This is a genomic window from Paraplanobispora siamensis (assembly GCF_016863175.1).
GTDB classification, from domain to species: domain Bacteria; phylum Actinomycetota; class Actinomycetes; order Streptosporangiales; family Streptosporangiaceae; genus Planobispora; species Planobispora siamensis.
Genome location: NZ_BOOJ01000021.1, coordinates 16,074 through 33,028 on the forward strand (window position 1 = coordinate 16,074; position 16,955 = coordinate 33,028).

The 16,955-nt window shown below is 73.9% G+C and carries 12 protein-coding genes; 5 read left to right on the plus strand and 7 right to left on the minus strand.

Annotation, left to right across the window (positions count from 1 at the left end; translation table 11 throughout):
- Nucleotides 1–86 precede the first annotated feature (86 nt).
- Entirely contained in the window at nt 87–1,277 is a 1,191-nt protein-coding gene (locus Psi01_RS10605) for an MFS transporter (protein WP_204063791.1), read from the plus strand.
- Nucleotides 1,278–1,330: 53 nt separating this feature from the next.
- Here the strand turns inward: Psi01_RS10605 and iolD are convergent, their stop codons facing one another.
- From iolD to Psi01_RS10640, 7 genes are all read right to left on the minus strand, one after another.
- Nucleotides 1,331–3,172: a 3D-(3,5/4)-trihydroxycyclohexane-1,2-dione acylhydrolase (decyclizing) gene (iolD, locus tag Psi01_RS10610; RefSeq protein ID WP_204063792.1), complete on the minus strand. Its 1,842-nt coding sequence runs from the start codon at nt 3,170–3,172 to the stop codon at nt 1,331–1,333.
- Nucleotides 3,173–3,224: 52 nt separating this feature from the next.
- A complete protein-coding gene (gene iolB / locus Psi01_RS10615; RefSeq protein ID WP_204063793.1) occupies nt 3,225–4,076 on the minus strand; it encodes a 5-deoxy-glucuronate isomerase in 852 nt (283 codons plus the stop codon).
- A 67-nt stretch (nt 4,077–4,143) separates the two neighbouring features.
- Nucleotides 4,144–5,025, minus strand: coding sequence for a Cgl0159 family (beta/alpha)8-fold protein (locus Psi01_RS10620; protein ID WP_204063833.1), 882 nt, complete (start codon nt 5,023–5,025; stop codon nt 4,144–4,146).
- Between the two features lie 44 nt (nt 5,026–5,069).
- Nucleotides 5,070–6,086 carry a 5-dehydro-2-deoxygluconokinase gene (gene iolC / locus Psi01_RS10625; RefSeq protein WP_204063794.1) on the minus strand — a complete coding sequence of 339 codons (1,017 nt, stop codon included), beginning with the start codon at nt 6,084–6,086 and terminating at the stop codon, nt 5,070–5,072.
- Nucleotides 6,083–6,979, minus strand: a complete 897-nt coding sequence (locus Psi01_RS10630) for a TIM barrel protein (RefSeq protein WP_239127448.1) — start codon at nt 6,977–6,979, stop codon at nt 6,083–6,085. The genes iolC and Psi01_RS10630 overlap by 4 nt, the downstream gene beginning before the upstream one ends.
- Entirely contained in the window at nt 6,976–7,959 is a 984-nt protein-coding gene (locus tag Psi01_RS10635) for a Gfo/Idh/MocA family protein (protein WP_204063795.1), read from the minus strand. The genes Psi01_RS10630 and Psi01_RS10635 overlap by 4 nt, the downstream gene beginning before the upstream one ends.
- Nucleotides 7,960–8,066: 107 nt before the next feature.
- Nucleotides 8,067–9,674 (minus strand): aminotransferase-like domain-containing protein, encoded by a 1,608-nt coding sequence (locus Psi01_RS10640; protein ID WP_204063796.1) that lies wholly within the window; start codon nt 9,672–9,674, stop codon nt 8,067–8,069.
- A gap of 98 nt (nt 9,675–9,772) precedes the next feature.
- On the opposite strand from Psi01_RS10640, the gene Psi01_RS10645 reads away from it, so the two are divergent.
- From Psi01_RS10645 to Psi01_RS43255, 4 genes are all read left to right on the plus strand, one after another.
- Nucleotides 9,773–10,747: a DMT family transporter gene (locus Psi01_RS10645; protein WP_239127450.1), complete on the plus strand. Its 975-nt coding sequence runs from the start codon at nt 9,773–9,775 to the stop codon at nt 10,745–10,747.
- 276 nt (nt 10,748–11,023) lie between these two features.
- Entirely contained in the window at nt 11,024–12,676 is a 1,653-nt protein-coding gene (locus tag Psi01_RS10650) for a fumarate hydratase (protein ID WP_204063797.1), read from the plus strand.
- A gap of 163 nt (nt 12,677–12,839) precedes the next feature.
- The gene (locus tag Psi01_RS10655; protein WP_204063798.1) at nt 12,840–13,973 is read left to right on the plus strand and encodes a serine/threonine-protein kinase; all 1,134 of its coding nucleotides are present in this window, start codon (nt 12,840–12,842) and stop codon (nt 13,971–13,973) included.
- A gap of 35 nt (nt 13,974–14,008) precedes the next feature.
- A complete protein-coding gene (locus Psi01_RS43255) occupies nt 14,009–16,873 on the plus strand; it encodes a serine/threonine-protein kinase (RefSeq protein WP_239127451.1) in 2,865 nt (954 codons plus the stop codon).
- The last annotated feature ends 82 nt before the right edge of the window (nt 16,874–16,955 follow it).

Below are 16,955 nucleotides of genomic sequence, written 5' to 3' on the forward strand. Positions count from 1 at the left end.
GGCCTCGCACGAGGCCATTGACCCCCGGGAACGGCGCCCCTACGCTGACGGAAACTTGAACCCCCCTCATGTTCATGGAGGTCGTGGTGCCGACCCCGCGTGACAAGCAGGCACGGGTGGCCACCTGGGCCGCGTTCTTCGTCCAGGGCCTGTGCTTCGCCACCCTCCTGACCCATGTGGCCGACCTGCAGCACAAGTTCGGGCTGAGCGACGGCGATCTCACCCTGGTCCTGCTGCTGGTGCCGGTGATCGCGGGAGTCGGGAGCGCCGCCGCGGGATTCCTCGCCGCCCGGTACGGCAGCGCCCCGGTGTTGAGGATCTCCCAGCTGGCCGTGTGCGCCGTCGTGATCCTGCAGGGCTGGAACGGCAGCCTGGCCGGGCTGTACGCGCTCAGCGCCGCCTTCGGGCTGGCGGTCGGGGCGGTCGACGCGGCGATGAACATGCAGGCGGTCGCGGTCGAGCGCACCTACGGCATGAGCGTGCTGACCGGCTTCCACGCGGTGTGGAGCGTCGGATCGATGCTGGGCGCCGGGATCAACTCCCTCTTCAGCGCGCTCGGAGTGGACCTGGCCTGGTCGTTCTCCGTCCCGGTGGTGATCGGCGCGGTCATCTCGCTGGCGATGCTGCCCCGCCTCTACAGCGGCGCGGAGGAGCGGGAGACCTCGCGCGCCGCCCAGGCCGCGGGGACCGTGGACGTCGCGGCCAAGGTGCCGTGGCGGCCGATCATCCCGCTCTGCCTGGCGATGGCCTTCCTCTACGTCGGCGACGCGGCGGTCTCCAACTACAGCACCGTCTACATGGAAGGCGCCCTGGGAGCGACCGGCTGGCTGGTGCCCTTCGCCTACTTCGCCTACCAGGCGGCGATGCTCCTCGCGCGGATCCCCGGGGACCTCGCCGTGCGCCGGTACGGCCCGGCCCCGGTGGTCCGGCTGGGCGCGGTGATCGCGACGCTGGGCATGGCCGGCATCGTCGTCGCCCCCGGCGTCGTGGTGGCCGTGATCGCCTTCGGCCTCGTCGGCATCGGCCTGTCGATCATCGCCCCGCAGTCGTTCTCGGCGGCCGGCCGCCTGGGCGCCGGCGCCGAGACGGCGATCGCCCGGGTCAACCTGTTCAACTACGTCGGCTTCGTGGTCGGCGCCGCCGCGGTCGGGACGATCAACGATCTGGTGAACGTGCGGGTGGCGTTCATCCCGGCCGCGGTCCTGGTGGCGCTGATCGTGTTCCTGGCCGGGGGCTTCCAGCCCCGGACCGTCGGGACCGCGGCGCGTCAGGGGTAGCGGTCACCGGGAACGCCCACCGGGTCGGGCGCCGATCATCGGCGCCGGGTACGTCACAGGTAGGGCCGCTGGTCCCGCTTGGCCGTCTCGTAGGCCTCGCGGGCCCGCCGTACCTCCTCCTCGCCGGACACCTCGGCGACCGGCACGTCCCACCAGGCCGTGGTGGCCGGGGCGGGGCCGGGGACGGTCTCCACGTACACGACCGTGGTGCGGGAGGACTCGCGGGCCTCGGTCAGCGCCGCCCGCAGCGACTTCGGGTCGTCGGCGCGCAGCACCTCGGCGCCCAGGCTGGCCGCGTTGGCGGCCAGGTCGACCGGGACGAACGGGCCGTCCAGCTGCCCGGAGGCGCCGCGGACGCGGTAGGCGGTGCCGAGCCTGCGCGCCCCGACGGACTCAGACAGTCCGCCGATCGAGGCGAAGCCGCGGTTGTCCACCAGGACGATCACGAGCTTGACGCCCTCCTGCACGGCGGTGGCGATCTCCTGGGCCATCATCAGGTAGGACCCGTCGCCGACCAGCACGAACACCTCGCGCTCCGGGGCGGCGAGCTTCACCCCGAGCCCTCCGGCGATCTCGTAGCCCATGCAGGAGTAGCCGTACTCCACGTGGTAGGCGCCGGGCCCGCGCGTCATCCACAGCTTGTGCAGATCCCCGGGCATCGACCCGGCCGCGTTGACCACCACGCCGTCCTGGGCGACCTCGTTGACCAGGCCGAGCACGACCGGCTGGGTCAGCTCCTCCCCGGTGGTGACCAGGGAGACCTGCTCGTGCCAGCCGTGGGCCAGCTCGGCGGCCCGGCCGGTCCATCCCGCCTCGGCCCGCCAGTCCCCCAGCGCCCCGAACGCCTCCAGCGCCGCGCGGGCGTCGGCGACGAGCATCTCCCCGGCGTGCTTGGCCGCGTCGAAGGCGGCGACGTTGACGTTGAGGAAGCGGGCCCGCCCGAACAGGGTCCGGGAGGCGGTGGTGAAGTCGCTGTAGCGGGTCCCGACGCCGATCACCAGGTCCGCCTCCCGCGCCAGCTCGTTGGCCGCGGCGGTGCCGGTGTGGCCGACCGCGCCCACCCAGCACGGGTGGTCGTACGGCACGGCGCCCTTGCCCGCCTGGGTCTCGGCCACCGGCACCCCGTGCCGCTCGGCGAAGGCGGCCAGCGCGCCGGCGGCCCCGCTGTAGATCACCCCGCCTCCGGCGACGACCAGCGGCCTGCGCGAGGCGCGGACCAGCTCCAGCGCCCGCTCCAGCGCGGCCGGCTCGGGCACCGGCCGGGCCACGTGCCAGACCCGCCGGGCGAACAGCTCCTCGGGCCAGTCGTACGCCTCGGCCTGCACGTCCTGCGGCAGCGCCAGCGTGACCGCGCCGGTCTCGGCCGGGTCGGTCAGCACCCGCATCGCGGCCAGCAGCGCCGAGGGCAGCTGCTCGGGCCGGTTGATCCGGTCGAAGAAGCGGGAGACCGGCCGCAGGGCGTCGTTGACCGTCACGTCGTAGGAGCGCGGGTCCTCCAGCTCCTGCAGGACCGGGTTGGCGACGCGGGTGGCGAAGACGTCGCCGGGCAGCAGCAGGACGGGGATCCGGTTGATCGTGGCCAGCGCCGCCCCGGTGACGAGGTTGGTGGCGCCGGGGCCGATGGAGGTGGTGCAGGCGAAGGCCGAGAGCCGGTCGCGGGCGCGGGCGTAGCCGACGGCGGTGTGCACCATGGCCTGCTCGTTGCGGGCCAGGTAGTACGGCAGCGCGTCACCGGTGCCCGCGCCCCGCTCGGCCAGGGCCTGGCCGAGGCCGGCCACGTTCCCGTGACCGAAGATGCCGAAGACGCCCGCGACCAGCCGCTGCTCGGCGCCGTCGCGCTCCGACCACTGACTGGCGAGGAAGCGCACCAGCGCCTGTGCCACCGTGAGCCTCATCGTGCCTCCTCGGGGAGAGCCGGGGCTCCGGGCCGCGCGGCCCGGAGCGGGGTCAGCGCCGCCTGACCGTGTCCGTCATCGGGCCCGTCACGGGACCCGTCATGGGGACCCGGGGGTCGACCGGCTGGTCCGCCCAGGAGGAGCGGACCCACGCGTGCCGGGGGTCGTCGCAGAAGGCCATCGACCGCTCGTCGGCGGGCCCGGCCAGCACGTTCAGGTAGTACAGGTCGTAGCCGGGGGCCGCCATCGACGGGCCGTGGTAGCCGTGCGGGACGAGCACCACGTCACCGCACGAGACCTCGGCGAGCACGTCGTGCGTGCCGTACACCCGCTGGTAGCCGGGGCCGCCCTCGAAGTAGTAGATCTCCTCCAGCACGGCCTCGTGCTCGGAGGCCGTGTCGTGCTTGTGCGGCGGGTAGGACGACCAGTTGCCGCCGGGGGTCAGCACCTCGACCGCCACGAGCTTGTCGCACTCGAAGGCCTCGGGGGAGCAGAAGTTGTTGACCTGGCGACTGGCCTGCCCGGCGCCGCGCACCTCCACCGGAACCTCGCCGGCCGGGCCGTACCGCACGGGCAGGCGCCGGGACGCGCGGGCGGAGGGGAAGGCGAACCGGCCCTCGCCGGTGATCCGGACGGTCGACTCGATCGGCAGGTAGGCGAAGTCGGAGACCGCGTGGAAGACCGAGGTGCGGCCGTCGAGCGCGATCCGCACCCCGTCGCACTCGACCACGCACGAGCCCGACATCGGCAGGACCAGCATCTCCTCGCCGCCGGTGGTGAACTCGACGCTCTCGCCCGACAGGTTGAGCAGGCGCAGCCCGCAGTAGGTCCACCCGGCCGACTCGGGGGTCAGCCACAACGCCCAGGGGGCCAGCGCGGTGCTGCCGGCCGGGATGAGCGTCATGTCCCCTCCCCGCGCCGTGACCGGCCGGGACGCGGCGGCAGTGCGCCGCGTCTGTGTGATCGCCTGCTCATGTCGCCTCCAGCATCGCCGCCGCGGTGTCCACCGCCGCTGCCACGTCGTCATCGGAGGGGTACAACAACGCCCGGCCCACCACAAGCCCCCGGACGCCGGGAAGCCGCAACGCCTTGCGCCAGGCGGCGTACGCCAGGTCGGGCGCGTCGCCGGGGTCGCCGCCCAGCAGCAGCGTGGGCAGGGTGGTGGCGCGCATCACCTGTTCCATGCCGTCCACGACCGGGATCTTCAGCCACGTGTGCGCCGAGGTCGCGCCTAGGCCCTGGCAGACGTGCATCGAGCGGATGACGCCCTCGGCCGACAGGTCGTGGGTGACCGCCCCGTCCACCCGGCGCGACCAGAACGGCTCGACCATCGCGACCAGCCCGCGGGAGGCCAGCTCGGTGACCGCCCGCCCGCAGGCCTCCAGCGTGGCGGCGGTGGCGGGCTCGTCGACGCCGATCCGGCAGAGCATCTTGCCGCCGTCCAGGCCCATCCGGGCGATCGTGCCGGCGTCGTAGGCGGTGAAGCGGTCGTCGAACTCGAAGACGGTGCCCTGCACGCCGCCCCGGTTCATCGACCCGATGACGACCTTGCCGTCCAGCGCGCCGAGCAGCAGCAGGTCCTCGACCACGTCGGGGGTGGCCAGCAGGCCGTCCACGCCCGGCCTGGCCAGCGCCACGCACAGCCGCCGGAGCAGGTCGATCCGGCTGCCCATGGCCAGCGGCCGGTTGCCGACGCCGAGCGCGCCCCTGGCGGGGTGGTCGGCCGCGATGATCAGCACCTGGTCGCGCTCCTCCAGCAGGCTCCGCCTGCGCCGGGCGGCGGCCGCCTCGGCGATCCGCCAGGGGTGACGCGCCCTGGTCTCCAGCAGCCTGCGGTGGTCGGCCTCCCGCAGTCCCGCGATCTCCTCGGCTCCAGATCTCTCGGCCCCCGACCCGCTCACCGCTCGCCCCCTCGCCTCGCATCCGGCCGGTCCCCGCCCGGAGCGGCCGGTGTCCCGGCCGCGCCGAGCACGTCCAGCACCTCCTCCACCGTGGGCATGGCCGGCGCGCAGGCCAGCCGGCCCGCCACGATCGCCCCGGCCGCGTTGGCGAACCGGAGGGTGCGCTCCAGCGGCCAGCCTTCGAGCAGGCCGTGGCAGAGCGCCCCGCCGAAGGCGTCGCCCGCGCCGAGCCCGTTGACGACCTCGACCGGGACCGGCGGCACCTCCACGGTCTCGCCCGCGGTCATGCCCAGCACCCCGCCGCCGCCCTGCTTGACGACCGCCAGCTCCACGCCCGCCTCCAGCAGCGCCGTGGCCGCCTCGTACGGCTTGCGCGTGCCGGTGGCGACCTCGACCTCGTCGAGGTTGCCGACCGCGACGGTGACGTGCCCGAGCACGCCGCGCACCTGGTCTCGGGCCTCCCGCGGGTCCGTCCAGAACATCGGCCGGTAGTCGAGGTCCAGCACCGTGTGCCGGGCCCGCGCCCGGGCCCGCCAGGCGGCCAGGTGCGCGCTGCGCGACGGCTCCGCCGACAGCCCGGTCGCCGTCGCCCAGAACAGCCCGGCCGCCGCCACGGCGGACAGGTCGAGCTCCTCGGGGAGGATCTCCAGGTCGGGGGCCTTGGGATAGCGGTAGAAGTACAGGGGGAAGTCCTCCGGCGGCCGGATCTCGCAGAACGTCACCGGAGTGGGCAGGCCGGGCACCGCGGTGACGTGGCGGTCGTCGACGCCGTACCCCCGCAGCGCGTCATGGATGAACAGCCCGAACGGGTCGGCCCCGGTCCTGGTGATCACGGCGCTGGATCGGCCCAGCCGGGCGGCGGCCACGGCCACGTTGGTCGGGCTGCCGCCCAGGTATTTGCCGAAGGTCTCCACCTCCCGCAGCGACACCCCCACCTGCAGCGGGTAGACGTCGACGCCGACCCGTCCCATGGTCAGGACCTCGGGCGCCGGCGCGGAGCCCTCCGTCGTCATGAGAGCCCTTCCAGGTAGGCCAGGCTCTCCCGGACGTTCCACGCGGGATCGTCGTCCGCGGCGGCCCCGGGCCCCAGGACGACGTCCTGCTCCAGGACGTACCAGCCGCCGTAGCCGGCCGCCGTCAGGCGGGCGACGATGCCCGCGACGTCCACGTCGCCGCGTCCGAGCGGGCGGTACAGGCCCTCCCGCACCGCCCGGGTGTAGGTCAGCTCGCCCGCCCGCACCCGATCGGCCGTCCCGGCGTCCACGTCCTTGAGGTGGACATGGGCGATGCGCCCGGCGGCGCGGTGGGCCAGGTCGGCGGGGTCGGTGCCGCCGATGAGCAGGTGGCCGGTGTCCAGGCAGAGCGGCACCGCGCTGCCGTCGAGCACCCGCTGCACCTCCGGCCCGGTCTCGACCATGGTCCCGACGTGCGGGTGCAGGGTGACGGTGCGGCCGAACTCCCTGGCGTTGCGCATGATCAGCGCCAGGTTGGCGAGCAGGGTCTTCCAGCCGTCGGCGTCCAGGACGGGCTTGGCGTCGTAGCCCTCCCCGCCGGTCGCGGCGGCCAGCACGACGACGTCGACGTCGCCGTCCCGGAAGGCGCGCATGGTGGCGCGGACCTCGGGGAGCGGGTCGTGGCGGGGGTCGTGCAGGACGACGGGGACGAACCCGCCGACCGCGCGCAGGCCGTACTCCCCCAGCAGGGCGCGGCACCGCGACGGCGAGGGGGGCAGGAAGCCGGGCGGGCCCAGCTCGGTGGCCGTCAGGCCCAGGTCCCGCATCTCGGCCAGCACCCGCGAGCGGTCCAGCTGCCGTCCCCATCCGGGGACCTCGCACACGCCCCAGGAGATCGGGGCGCCGGCCGTCCTGATCGCGCCCCCGCCCGCCTGCCGCTCCGGCCCGCTCACCTGACCACCTCCGCCACCCGGACCGCCCGCCGTTGCCGCAGCGACAGGTCGGCCGCCTCGGCGATGTAGAGGGCGGCCAGCGCGTCCTCGACGGTGCACGGGCTGTCGATCTCCCCGCGGGCGGCGGCCAGGAAGGCCCCCAGCTCGGCCACGTAGGCGGGGGCGAACCTGGTGGCGAAGTCCGGCCACGGCTCCCCGCCGGGTTGCAGGCCCTCGGCGCTGGTCAGCGGGGCGCGCGGGTCGAGGCCGACCGCCTGGGTCCGCAGCGTGCCGGCCAGCTCCATCCGCACGTCGTAGCCGGCCCCGTTGTAGCGGGAGCCCTGCAGCGTGACCAGCGTGCCGTCGTCCATCGTGATGAGGGCGGCGCTGTTGTCGACGTCCCCGGCCTCGGCGAAGAACTCCTCGCCGCGGTTGGCCCCGGTCGCGTAGACGCTGACGGCCTCCCGGCCGGTGACCCAGCGCAGGATGTCGAAGTCGTGGATGTGGCAGTCGCGGTAGATCCCGCCGGAGGTGGCGATGTATCCGGCGGCGGGCGGGCGGGGGTCGGCGGTGATCAGGTGCACCCGGTGCAGCTGCCCCAGCTCCCCTGCGCGCAGGGCCCGGCGGGCCTCGGCGTAACCGGCGTCGAAGCGGCGCTGGAAGCCGATGTGCACGACCGTCCCGCTCTGCTTTGCCGCCTCCAGCACCCGGACCGTGTCGTCCACGTCCGCGGCGGCGGGCTTCTCGCAGAACACCGGGATCCCCGCGGCGCAGGCCCGCAGCAGCAGCCCGGCGTGGGTGGCCGTGGGGGTCGCCACCACCAGGGCCTCGGCCTCGAAGGGGTCGCCCACCCTGGCCCCGTCCCCCAGTCCGGCGGCCACCTCGGCGGCCCGTTCCTCGTCCTCGTCGGCCACCACCAGTTCGTCGACGCGGGGGTGCGCCGCCAGCGTCATCGCGTGGAACGCCCCTATGCGTCCGAGACCCAGCAAACCGACGCGCATAATGCCTCCGGCGGAGAGAGCGGCTGGTCTCCAGTTCTAAGCGACGCTCCGGGCATCGTCAAGACTTTGTCAGGACATGCGGACGATCTATCAACTCCGCGAGGTCGTCAGCGCACCCTCTGGACGAAGGCGCGGATCACCTCGCCGGTGCGGTGGACCGGGAGCCTGGCGAACCCCATGACGAGGGCGGGCGGGCCCGGACGGCGGCGCATCGGCCCCACCGGCTCGGCCGCCAGCCCGCACTGCCGCGCCGCCGCCGCGACGGCCGGCTCGTCCCAGCCCTCCGGCAGCTCGACGAGCAGGTGCAGCCCGGCGGACACGCCGCGCACGGCGATCTCGGGCAGGTGCTCGGCCATGGCGCGGACCAGGGCGTCGCGCCGGACGCGGTACTCGCGGCGCATCCGCCGCAGGTGCCGGTCGTAGGCGCCCGTGCGCACGAAGTCCGCCAGCGCGTACTGCTCCAGCACCGGGGAGCCCATGTCCAGCTCGCCCCGCGCCCGCCGTACGGCGGCGGCGATCTCCGGCGGGGCCGCCACCCAGCCGAGCCGGAGGCCGGGGGCCAGGGACTTGCTGACGCTCCCGGCCAGGACCACCCGGTCGGGGGCGAGTCCCTGCAGGCAGCCCACGGGGTCGCGGTCGAAGCGGAACTCGGCGTCGTAGTCGTCCTCCAGGACCGTCGCGCCCGTCGCCGTGGCCCACTCGATCAGCTCGGCGCGGCGGCGCGGGGAGAGCACGACCCCGGTCGGATAGTGGTGGGCCGGAGTGAGCAGCACCGCCCGCACCCCCGTCGCGGCGAGCGCCGCCACCTCGACGCCCTCCTCGTCCACCGGGACCGCGACCAGGTCGGCCCCGGCCGATCTGAGCAGCGGGAGCTGGCGCAGGCCGGTCGGGTCCTCGACCGCGAGCCGGATCCGCCCGGGGCCCGGCGGCGGGGCCGCGCCCCCGTCCACGAACCAGCTCAGGTCGGCGCCGGTCCGCTCGCCCGTGGGCAGCCGCCCGGCCAGCGCCTGCACGGTGAGGTTCAGCCCCTGGGCCACCCCGCCGACGATCACCAGGTTCTCCGGCGCGACGTCGGCTCCGCGGACCCTGCGCAGGTAGGCGGCCAGCTCCTCGCGCAGCTCGGCCACGCCGCCGGGGTCGCCGTAGTCCAGGGCGTCGGCGGGCAGCGCGGCCAGCGCCCGCCGGGTGGCGGCCGTCCACCGCTCGCGGGGGAAGGACCGCAGGTCGGGCGAGGTGGGGCGGCGCGTGTAGCCGCACTCGTGGACCGGCTCCGCAGGAGTCGCGGCGCCGCCCTCCGGGCGCTCGCGCGGGCCGCGGGAGAGACCGGCTCCGGCGACGGCGGGACTCCCGGCAGTGAGACCCGTGACAGCGGAACCCGTGGCAGCGGGACCCGCGACGGTGGAGCCCGTGATGGTGGAGCCCGTGACGGCGGGACCCGCGGCGGAGTCGCGGGCCGACGGGGCGCGGCAGGCCGCGGGGGCCACGCGAGTGCCCACGCCCACTCTGGAGATCAGGAAGCCCTCGGCGACCAGTTGCTCGTAGGCCTCCACCACCACGCCGCGCGAGAGCCCGAGGTCCCTGGCCAGCTCCCGGCTCGCGGGCAGCCGCTCCCCGGCGGCCAGCCTGCCGCGCCGTACGGCGTCGCGCAGCTCACGGATGATCTGCCCGGAGATGCCCCCCGCCTCGCGGTCGATGGTCAGGTGAAGATCCGCCACCCGTTCCCCTCCAGATCGGCCACAGCCGGGATTGGTCCTGTTTCCCACGCGCCGATTGGACTGAACGAGGGAACCATTGGCTTCCTAGCATTCCCGACATGAGCACCGATGTCATCACCAGACGCGGGGAAACCCGGGGTCTCGTCCAGGCGTCCGGGGCGATGTTCCTGGTGGGCACCCTCGCCGGAGTCGCCGGCGCGATCCAGGACTATCCCCTGTACGGCGGGCAGGCGCTGCGCTATCTCCTGGCCTCGGCCGTCCTGCTGGCCGTGGCGCGCCTGTCCGGTCTGAGATTCGTACGGCTGACGCTCAAGGAGAGCGCCCTCCTGGTCGCGCTCTCCTTGACGGGGCTGGTCATCTTCAACGTCTGCGTGATCGAGGCGACCCGGCACGGCGGCCCCGCCCTGGTCGGCACCGTGCTCGGCACCGTCCCGCTGGCGCTGGCCCTGCTGGACGGCCGCCCCTCGCCCCGGGTGATCGGGGCGGCGACCGTGGTGGTGGCCGGGGCGACGGTGGCCACCGGGCTGGGCAGCGGCGATCTGACCGGTCTGCTGTGGTCGCTGGGCGCGCTGGTCTGCGAGGTCTGCTTCTCGCTGCTGGCCCTTCCGCTGCTGCCCCGGCTGGGCGCGGTGCGGGTCTCGGCCTACTCGGCGGCGCTGGCCGTGCCGATGCTCGTGGTGATCGGCCTGGTGGCCGACGGCGCCGCGATGCTGCGTGTGCCGACCTTGGCCGAGGCCGCGGGCCTCGGCTACCAGTCGATCATCGTCACCACCGTGGCGTTCTTCCTGTGGTACGACGCGCTGCCCCGGCTCGGCCCCGGACGGGCGGGGCTGTTCGCCGGGCTGATCCCGGTGGGCGCGATCGCGACGGGGGCCGTACTCGGTCTCGGCGCCCCGTCGGCCGCCGACCTGGCCGGCGCCGCTCTGGTCGTCGCCGGCATCGTCATCGGCCTGCGGGTCTCCGGAACCCGCCAGGCGCCCCCGGGAGCGGACGGCGGCTCAGTGCCGCAGCGGTCCCGGCCCCCAGAACTTGTTCTCCTCGGCGACGCCCCGCAGCACGATCGCGAGGAGTGATCCCCCGAGACCGACGCTGACGACCGCCCCGAGGACGTACATCACGATGTAACCGAATTCCATGGCTCCTCCCTCCTCAAGCGGTGGATCGGCCTTCATGGATGACTTCGTCCGCCCGGGTCGCGAGGTTGCGTGCCCCGTCCGATGACAGCGTCAAGATTCGGCCCGGCAACCGCCTGCGGCGGGAGGCGGCGCCGCGGCCCTCCGGAGCGCCCTCCGGGAGGCCGTACCCTCTAGGGGACCGGAGAAGACCCCCGGCACGGAGGATCCGAGACGATGCCCGAGTTCGACTACACCGACCTGCTCCCGCTGGGACCGGATGAGACGCAGTACCGTCTGATCAGCAGCGAGGGGGTGCGCGTCGTCGAGGCCGCGGGCCGCAGGTTCCTGGAGGTCGAGCCCGAGGCGCTGCGCCTGCTCACCGAGACCGCGATCCACGACATCTCCCACTATCTCCGGTCCTCGCACCTCGCCCAGCTCCGGAAGATCATCGACGACCCGGAGTCCAGCGGCAACGACCGCTTCGTCGCGCTCGACCTGCTGAAGAACGCCTCCATCTCGGCCGGCGGGGTGCTCCCGATGTGCCAGGACACCGGCACCGCGATCGTGATGGGCAAGCGCGGCCGGCACGTGCTCACCGACGGCGCCGACGCCGAGCACGTCTCGCGCGGCGTCTACGACGCCTACACCCGGCTCAACCTGCGCTACTCGCAGATGGCCCCGATCACCATGTGGGAGGAGAAGAACACCGGTTCCAACCTCCCCGCCCAGATCGAGCTGTACGCCGAGGACCCGAACGGCCACCCCGACGAGTACAAGCTGCTGTTCATGGCCAAGGGCGGCGGCAGCGCCAACAAGTCGTTCCTGTACCAGGAGACCAAGGCCGTCCTCAACGAGAAGCGCATGCTGGCCTTCCTGGAGGAGAAGATCCGCTCCCTGGGCACCGCCGCCTGCCCGCCGTACCACCTGGCGATCGTCGTGGGCGGCACCTCCGCGGAGTACGCCCTGAAGACGGCCAAGTACGCCAGCGCCCGCTACCTGGACTCCATCCCCACCTCCGGTTCCCCCAGCGGCCACGGCTTCCGCGACCTCGAACTGGAGGCCAAGGTCTTCGAGCTCACCCAGAAGCTCGGCATCGGCGCCCAGTTCGGCGGCAAGTACTTCTGCCACGACGTCCGCGTCATCCGCCTGCCCCGGCACGGCGCCTCCTGCCCGGTGGCCGTCGCCGTCTCCTGCAGCGCCGACCGCCAGGCCCTGGCCAAGATCACCCCAGAGGGCGTCTTCCTGGAGCAGCTGGAGACCGACCCGGCGCGGTTCCTGCCGGAGACCACCGACGAGCACCTGTCGGACGACGTGGTGAAGATCGACCTCAACCGGCCGATGCAGGAGATCCTCGCCGAGCTGACGAGGTACCCGGTCAAGACCCGCCTGTCGCTGACCGGCCCGCTGGTCGTGGCCCGCGACATCGCGCACGCCAAGATCGGCGAGCTGCTCGACGCGGGCGGCGAGATGCCGCAGTACATGAAGGACCACGCCGTCTACTACGCCGGCCCCGCCAAGACCCCCGAGGGCTACGCCTCCGGATCCTTCGGCCCCACCACCGCCGGCCGGATGGACTCCTACGTCGAGCGCTTCCAGGCCGCCGGCGGCTCCATGGTGATGCTCGCCAAGGGCAACCGGTCCAAGCAGGTCACCGAGGCCTGTCAGAAGTACGGCGGTTTCTACCTCGGCTCGATCGGCGGCCCGGCCGCCCGCCTGGCCCAGGACTGCATCAAGAAGGTCGAGGTCCTGGAATATCCGGAACTCGGCATGGAGGCCGTCTGGAAGATCGAGGTCGAGGATTTCCCGGCCTTCATCGTGGTCGACGACAAGGGCGACGACTTCTTCACCGACACCACCGGCCCGGTCCTGACCATCGGCCGCCGCTGACGGATGTCCGGGCCCGTGCAGGCCGTGAAACCGCCGCCGGGCCCGGATGGATGTCACGGAGCGCCTCCTAACGAATACAAGACAGAAAATCTGACCGCATCAGGCAAGAAACTTCAGGCCTGTCTCTACTGGTCGCATTGCGCAAATAGGTAAGCTGCCCAACATGCGTGCGCCGTCCGGATACCTCCTTGCCGCGCGATATCGGCTTGTGGAGCCGGTCGGCCGTGGCGGCATGGGCACGGTCTGGCGGGCGCGCGACGAGCTGCTCGACCGCGAGGTCGCGGTCAAGGAGGTGCGCCTGCCCCTGGTCCTGGACGAGGACCTGCGGGCGGAGCTGTGCGCCAGGACCGAGCGCGAGGGACGGGCCACCGCGATGGTCGCCCATCCCTCGGTGATCACCGTCTTCGACGTCGTCACCGAGGACGAGCGTCCCTGGATCGTGATGGAGCTGCTCAACGCCAGGTCCCTGGAGCAGCTCGTCCAGCAGGAGGGCCCGCTGCCGCCGCGCCGGGCGGCGGAGATCGGGCGGCAGGTCCTGGGCGCCCTGCGGGCCGTGCACGCCAAGGGGATCCTGCACCGCGACGTCAAGCCCAGCAACGTCCTGGTGACCGAGGACCGGGCGGTCCTGACCGACTTCGGGCTCGCCGCGCTCGAAGGCGACGCCTCGATCACCCAGGCCGGCATCGTGCTCGGCTCGGCGGGATACATCGCGCCCGAGCGGGTGCTGGGCGCCAAGGCGAGCCCCGCGGCCGACCTGTGGTCGCTCGGGGCGACCCTCTACACCGCCGTCGAGGGACGCGGCCTGCACGGACGCCGTACGGCCGCCGCCGCCCTGGCCGCGCTGACCAGCGGCGAGCCGATCCCGATGGAGAAGGCCGGACCGCTGGCCCCGGTGCTCCAGGGCCTGCTCGGCATCGACCCGGTCACCCGTCTCGACCCGGTCCGCGCCTCGCTGATGCTCTCCCGCGTGGCGGCCGGCGGGTCGGCCGAGGAGCCGCTCGCCCGCGCGGCGAGCAAGGCCGTGCGCAGCGCCGCGACGATCGCGCCCCCGTCTTTCCATCGCCGGCCCCAGCATCGGGGCCTGCACCGTGCGGGATCGACCCCCGGGCCCGTCCCGCTGCCGGTCGCGACGCCGGTTCCGATGCCGCGCGGGCACCGCCGGCCGGCGGAGGGGATGCACCGCAAGCCGCTGGATCCGTGGCCGACGCCGCGTCCTTTTGTGAGATTTATGTCACCTTTTATCCGCTTGGTGCTCCCGCGTCGCCTGTGGCCCAGGGAACTCCGCAAGCGTGGTTAAAGCGTTCATCAAGCTGCAATCGCTATCTTCTACTCATGCCGGAACAGCAGACGCGCGTGCTCGCTGACCGCTACGAGCTGATCACACCGCTCGGCCGAGGGACGATGGGCACCGTTTGGCGGGCTCACGACCGTTCCCTCGGCAGGGACGTGGCGATCAAGGAGATCCGTCAGGAGCCCGGGCTCAGCGAGGCACAACGCGCCGAACTACGGGAGCGCATGATCCGCGAGGGTCGTACGGCTGCCCGCATCAGCCACCCATCAGTCGCCACCGTCCACGACGCCATCATCGAGGACGGCAGCCCGTGGATCATCATGGAGCTGGTGCAGGCGCGCTCCCTCGAGCAGGTGATCGAGGAGGAGGGACCGCTCCCGCCCCGTCTTGTCGCCGAGATCGGCGCGGACCTGCTGGGGGCGCTGCGCGCCGCCCACGCCCAGGGGATCCTGCACCGCGACGTCAAGCCCGGCAACGTGCTGATCACCGAGAGCGGCCGGGTGGTGCTGACCGACTTCGGCATCGCCAAGGCCGAAGGCGACACGAGCCTCACCCAGACCGGCATGGTGATCGGCTCGCCCGGCTACACCGCTCCCGAGCGGGCCCGCGGAGAGCACACCGGGCCCGAGTCCGACCTGTGGTCGCTCGGGGCCACGCTGTACTTCGCGGTCGAGGGCCGCCCGGCCTACGAACGCTCCTCGGTGGCCGAGACGCTGGCCGCGCTGATGACCGAGAGCGTCGACCCGCCGGTCCAGGCGGGCCCGCTGCGCCCGGTCCTGGAGCTGCTGCTGGAGAAGGACCACACGGCACGCCTGACCGCCGGCCAGGCGGCCGTCATGCTCCGCGCCGTGGCCGACACCCCCTCCACCGAGGCGGTGTCCCTGGAGCTCGACGACAAGTCCGCCGCCAAGGGCGCCCGGCAGCCGGGCAGCGCAGGCGCGAAGGGCGCGGCGGCTGCCGCCCCGGCGACCGGGGACGCGGAGTCCGGCACCGCGGAAGAGACCGCCCGGGACGAGGCGGAGGCCGCCGAGGAGGCCGGAACCGGCCCCGTGCAGGTCATGGCCGCGGACACCGGCGCCGAGGACGGCACGGACGTCTCAGCCGCCTCCCAGGCCGCCGGGGACGCGGGCGGAACCGGTGCGCCGGACGACGAGACCGGGCCCGCGAAGGCGGAGGCCCAGAGTGTGAAGGCGGAGGCCGGGGCCGACAGCGAGGCCGGGCCGACGACCGAGGGCGTGAACCCTGGAGCCGACGACGGGACCGGTCCGGCGAGCGTCGAGGCGGAGAGCGCGGAGGCCGGATCGACGACGGCCCAGGGCGCGAAGGCGGAAGCCGGAGCCGAGAACGTGAAGGCCGGGACCGGCAGCGGGACCGGGCCGACGACGGCCGAGAGCGCGAAGCCCGGAGCCGGGGCCGAGGGCCCGGAGGCCGTGGCCGACAGCGAGGCCGGGCCGGCGGTCGAGAGCGCGAAGGCCGGGGCCGACAGCGGGGCCGGGTCCGTGCAGGCGGGAACCGAGGCGGGGCCGGCGGCGGGGGACGAAGAGGAGTTCGACGCCGACCGCACCATGATCGTCATCCGGCCCAAGAACGGCCTGCGCCTGCCCGGGACCGGTGAGACCCCCGCGGCGGCCCCCGTACCCCCCGCTCCCCCGGCCAGGCCCAGGCCCCGGCCGGACGTGACCTCCGACCTCGGGGTCCCGGTCGCCGGGAAGCCGAGGACGCAGGCCGCCGCCGAGGCCGCCGAGGCCGCGGAGCGCGGGACCCCGGAGCCGCCGCCGATCGACGACTCCTCCCCGACGCCGCCGCACGGCTTCCCCGTCGTGTCCAAGCTGGGCACGCCGGTGGCCGGAAAGCCGGCCGGTCCGGGTGGTCCGGCGGGCTCCTCCTCCGACGACGAGTCGACGGCCGTCGGGATGCTGCCCGGCGCCGGCCGTCCCGGCGGGCCCGCGGGCCCGGGTGGTCCGGGGTCTTCGGGCATGACCGGCGGGCCGGGCGGGTTCCCCGCGCCGGGTCCGGGAGGTCCGGGTGGTCCGGGCATGCAGGGTCCGGGCATGCAGGGTCCGGGCATGCAGGGTCCGGGCGGGCCGGGTCCCCAGGAGGGCTGGCAGCCGTTCCCGCCGGGATCGGGGCCGGGACCCTCCAACGGCAACCACCAGCCCTCCGGGCTGGGCACCGACCTGTTCGCCATCGCGGGATCGCAGGGCGGGCCGGTCGCGCCGAACGCCAAGCCCCCGGGCGGGAAGATCGGCACGCTCGTCCTCATCGGGGTGGCGGCCGTCTCCATGGTGATCATCATGATCCTGGTGGTCGCGGCCTTCGCCGAGACCGGCGCGGGCGACCCCACCGCGGCGAACCTGTCGGCCGGCACGTCCGCGACCTCGCAGTCCGGCACCGGCGGGGACGCCGCGCCCGCGGCGTCCCCGGACTCCTCGCTCTCGGCGGACCTGCGGCGGTACGAGGACGCCAAGGGGTTCAGCATCGACCCGCCGGCCCCGCTGCGGGCGAGCACCCGGGGGGACAACGTCGTCTTCAAGAGTGAGGACGACACCCGCTACCTGCGGGTCAACACCTCCGCGCACGCCTCCGAGAACGTCAGGGCGAGCGTCAAGGCGGCCCAGAACGCAGCGGTCAGGGCCCGGACCTACCCCGGCTACCGGCTGGTCGGGGTCACCGAGGTCGAGCCCGAGCCGTACGCCGGGGCGAACGCCGCCGACTGGGAGTTCACCTACGTCGCCGGCGGCGAGACCATCCACGTGCTGGCCCGCTTCGTGAACCAGCCGGGCAAGAACGACTACGCCATCTACTGGGCGGTCCCGGCGGCCTCCTGGGACGAGCAGGCGGGGATGCGCGAAGCCGTGCTCGCCTCCTTCCGGCCCGCCGGGCAGAAGGCCTCCGGCGGCTCCTGAGCGCCGCCCGCGGAACACCTCCCGGTGGTGCCGGTGACGACACCGGCACCACCGAACGGTGGGCTTATGCCCCGGGTTGCAG

What these genes read in the sequence shown, in the direction of transcription:
- iolD (WP_204063792.1), bottom strand. Translation starts at nt 3,172, where the DNA reads ATGAGGCTCACGGTGGCACAGGCGCTGGTGCGCTTCCTCGCCAGTCAG.
- iolB (WP_204063793.1), bottom strand. Translation starts at nt 4,076, where the DNA reads ATGACGCTCATCCCGGCCGGCAGCACCGCGCTGGCCCCCTGGGCGTTG.
- iolC (WP_204063794.1), bottom strand. Translation starts at nt 6,086, where the DNA reads ATGACGACGGAGGGCTCCGCGCCGGCGCCCGAGGTCCTGACCATGGGA.
- Psi01_RS10635 (WP_204063795.1), bottom strand. Translation starts at nt 7,959, where the DNA reads ATGCGCGTCGGTTTGCTGGGTCTCGGACGCATAGGGGCGTTCCACGCG.
- Psi01_RS10645 (WP_239127450.1), top strand. Translation starts at nt 9,773, where the DNA reads ATGAGCACCGATGTCATCACCAGACGCGGGGAAACCCGGGGTCTCGTC.
- Psi01_RS10650 (WP_204063797.1), top strand. Translation starts at nt 11,024, where the DNA reads ATGCCCGAGTTCGACTACACCGACCTGCTCCCGCTGGGACCGGATGAG.
- Psi01_RS10655 (WP_204063798.1), top strand. Translation starts at nt 12,840, where the DNA reads ATGCGTGCGCCGTCCGGATACCTCCTTGCCGCGCGATATCGGCTTGTG.
- Psi01_RS43255 (WP_239127451.1), top strand. Translation starts at nt 14,009, where the DNA reads ATGCCGGAACAGCAGACGCGCGTGCTCGCTGACCGCTACGAGCTGATC.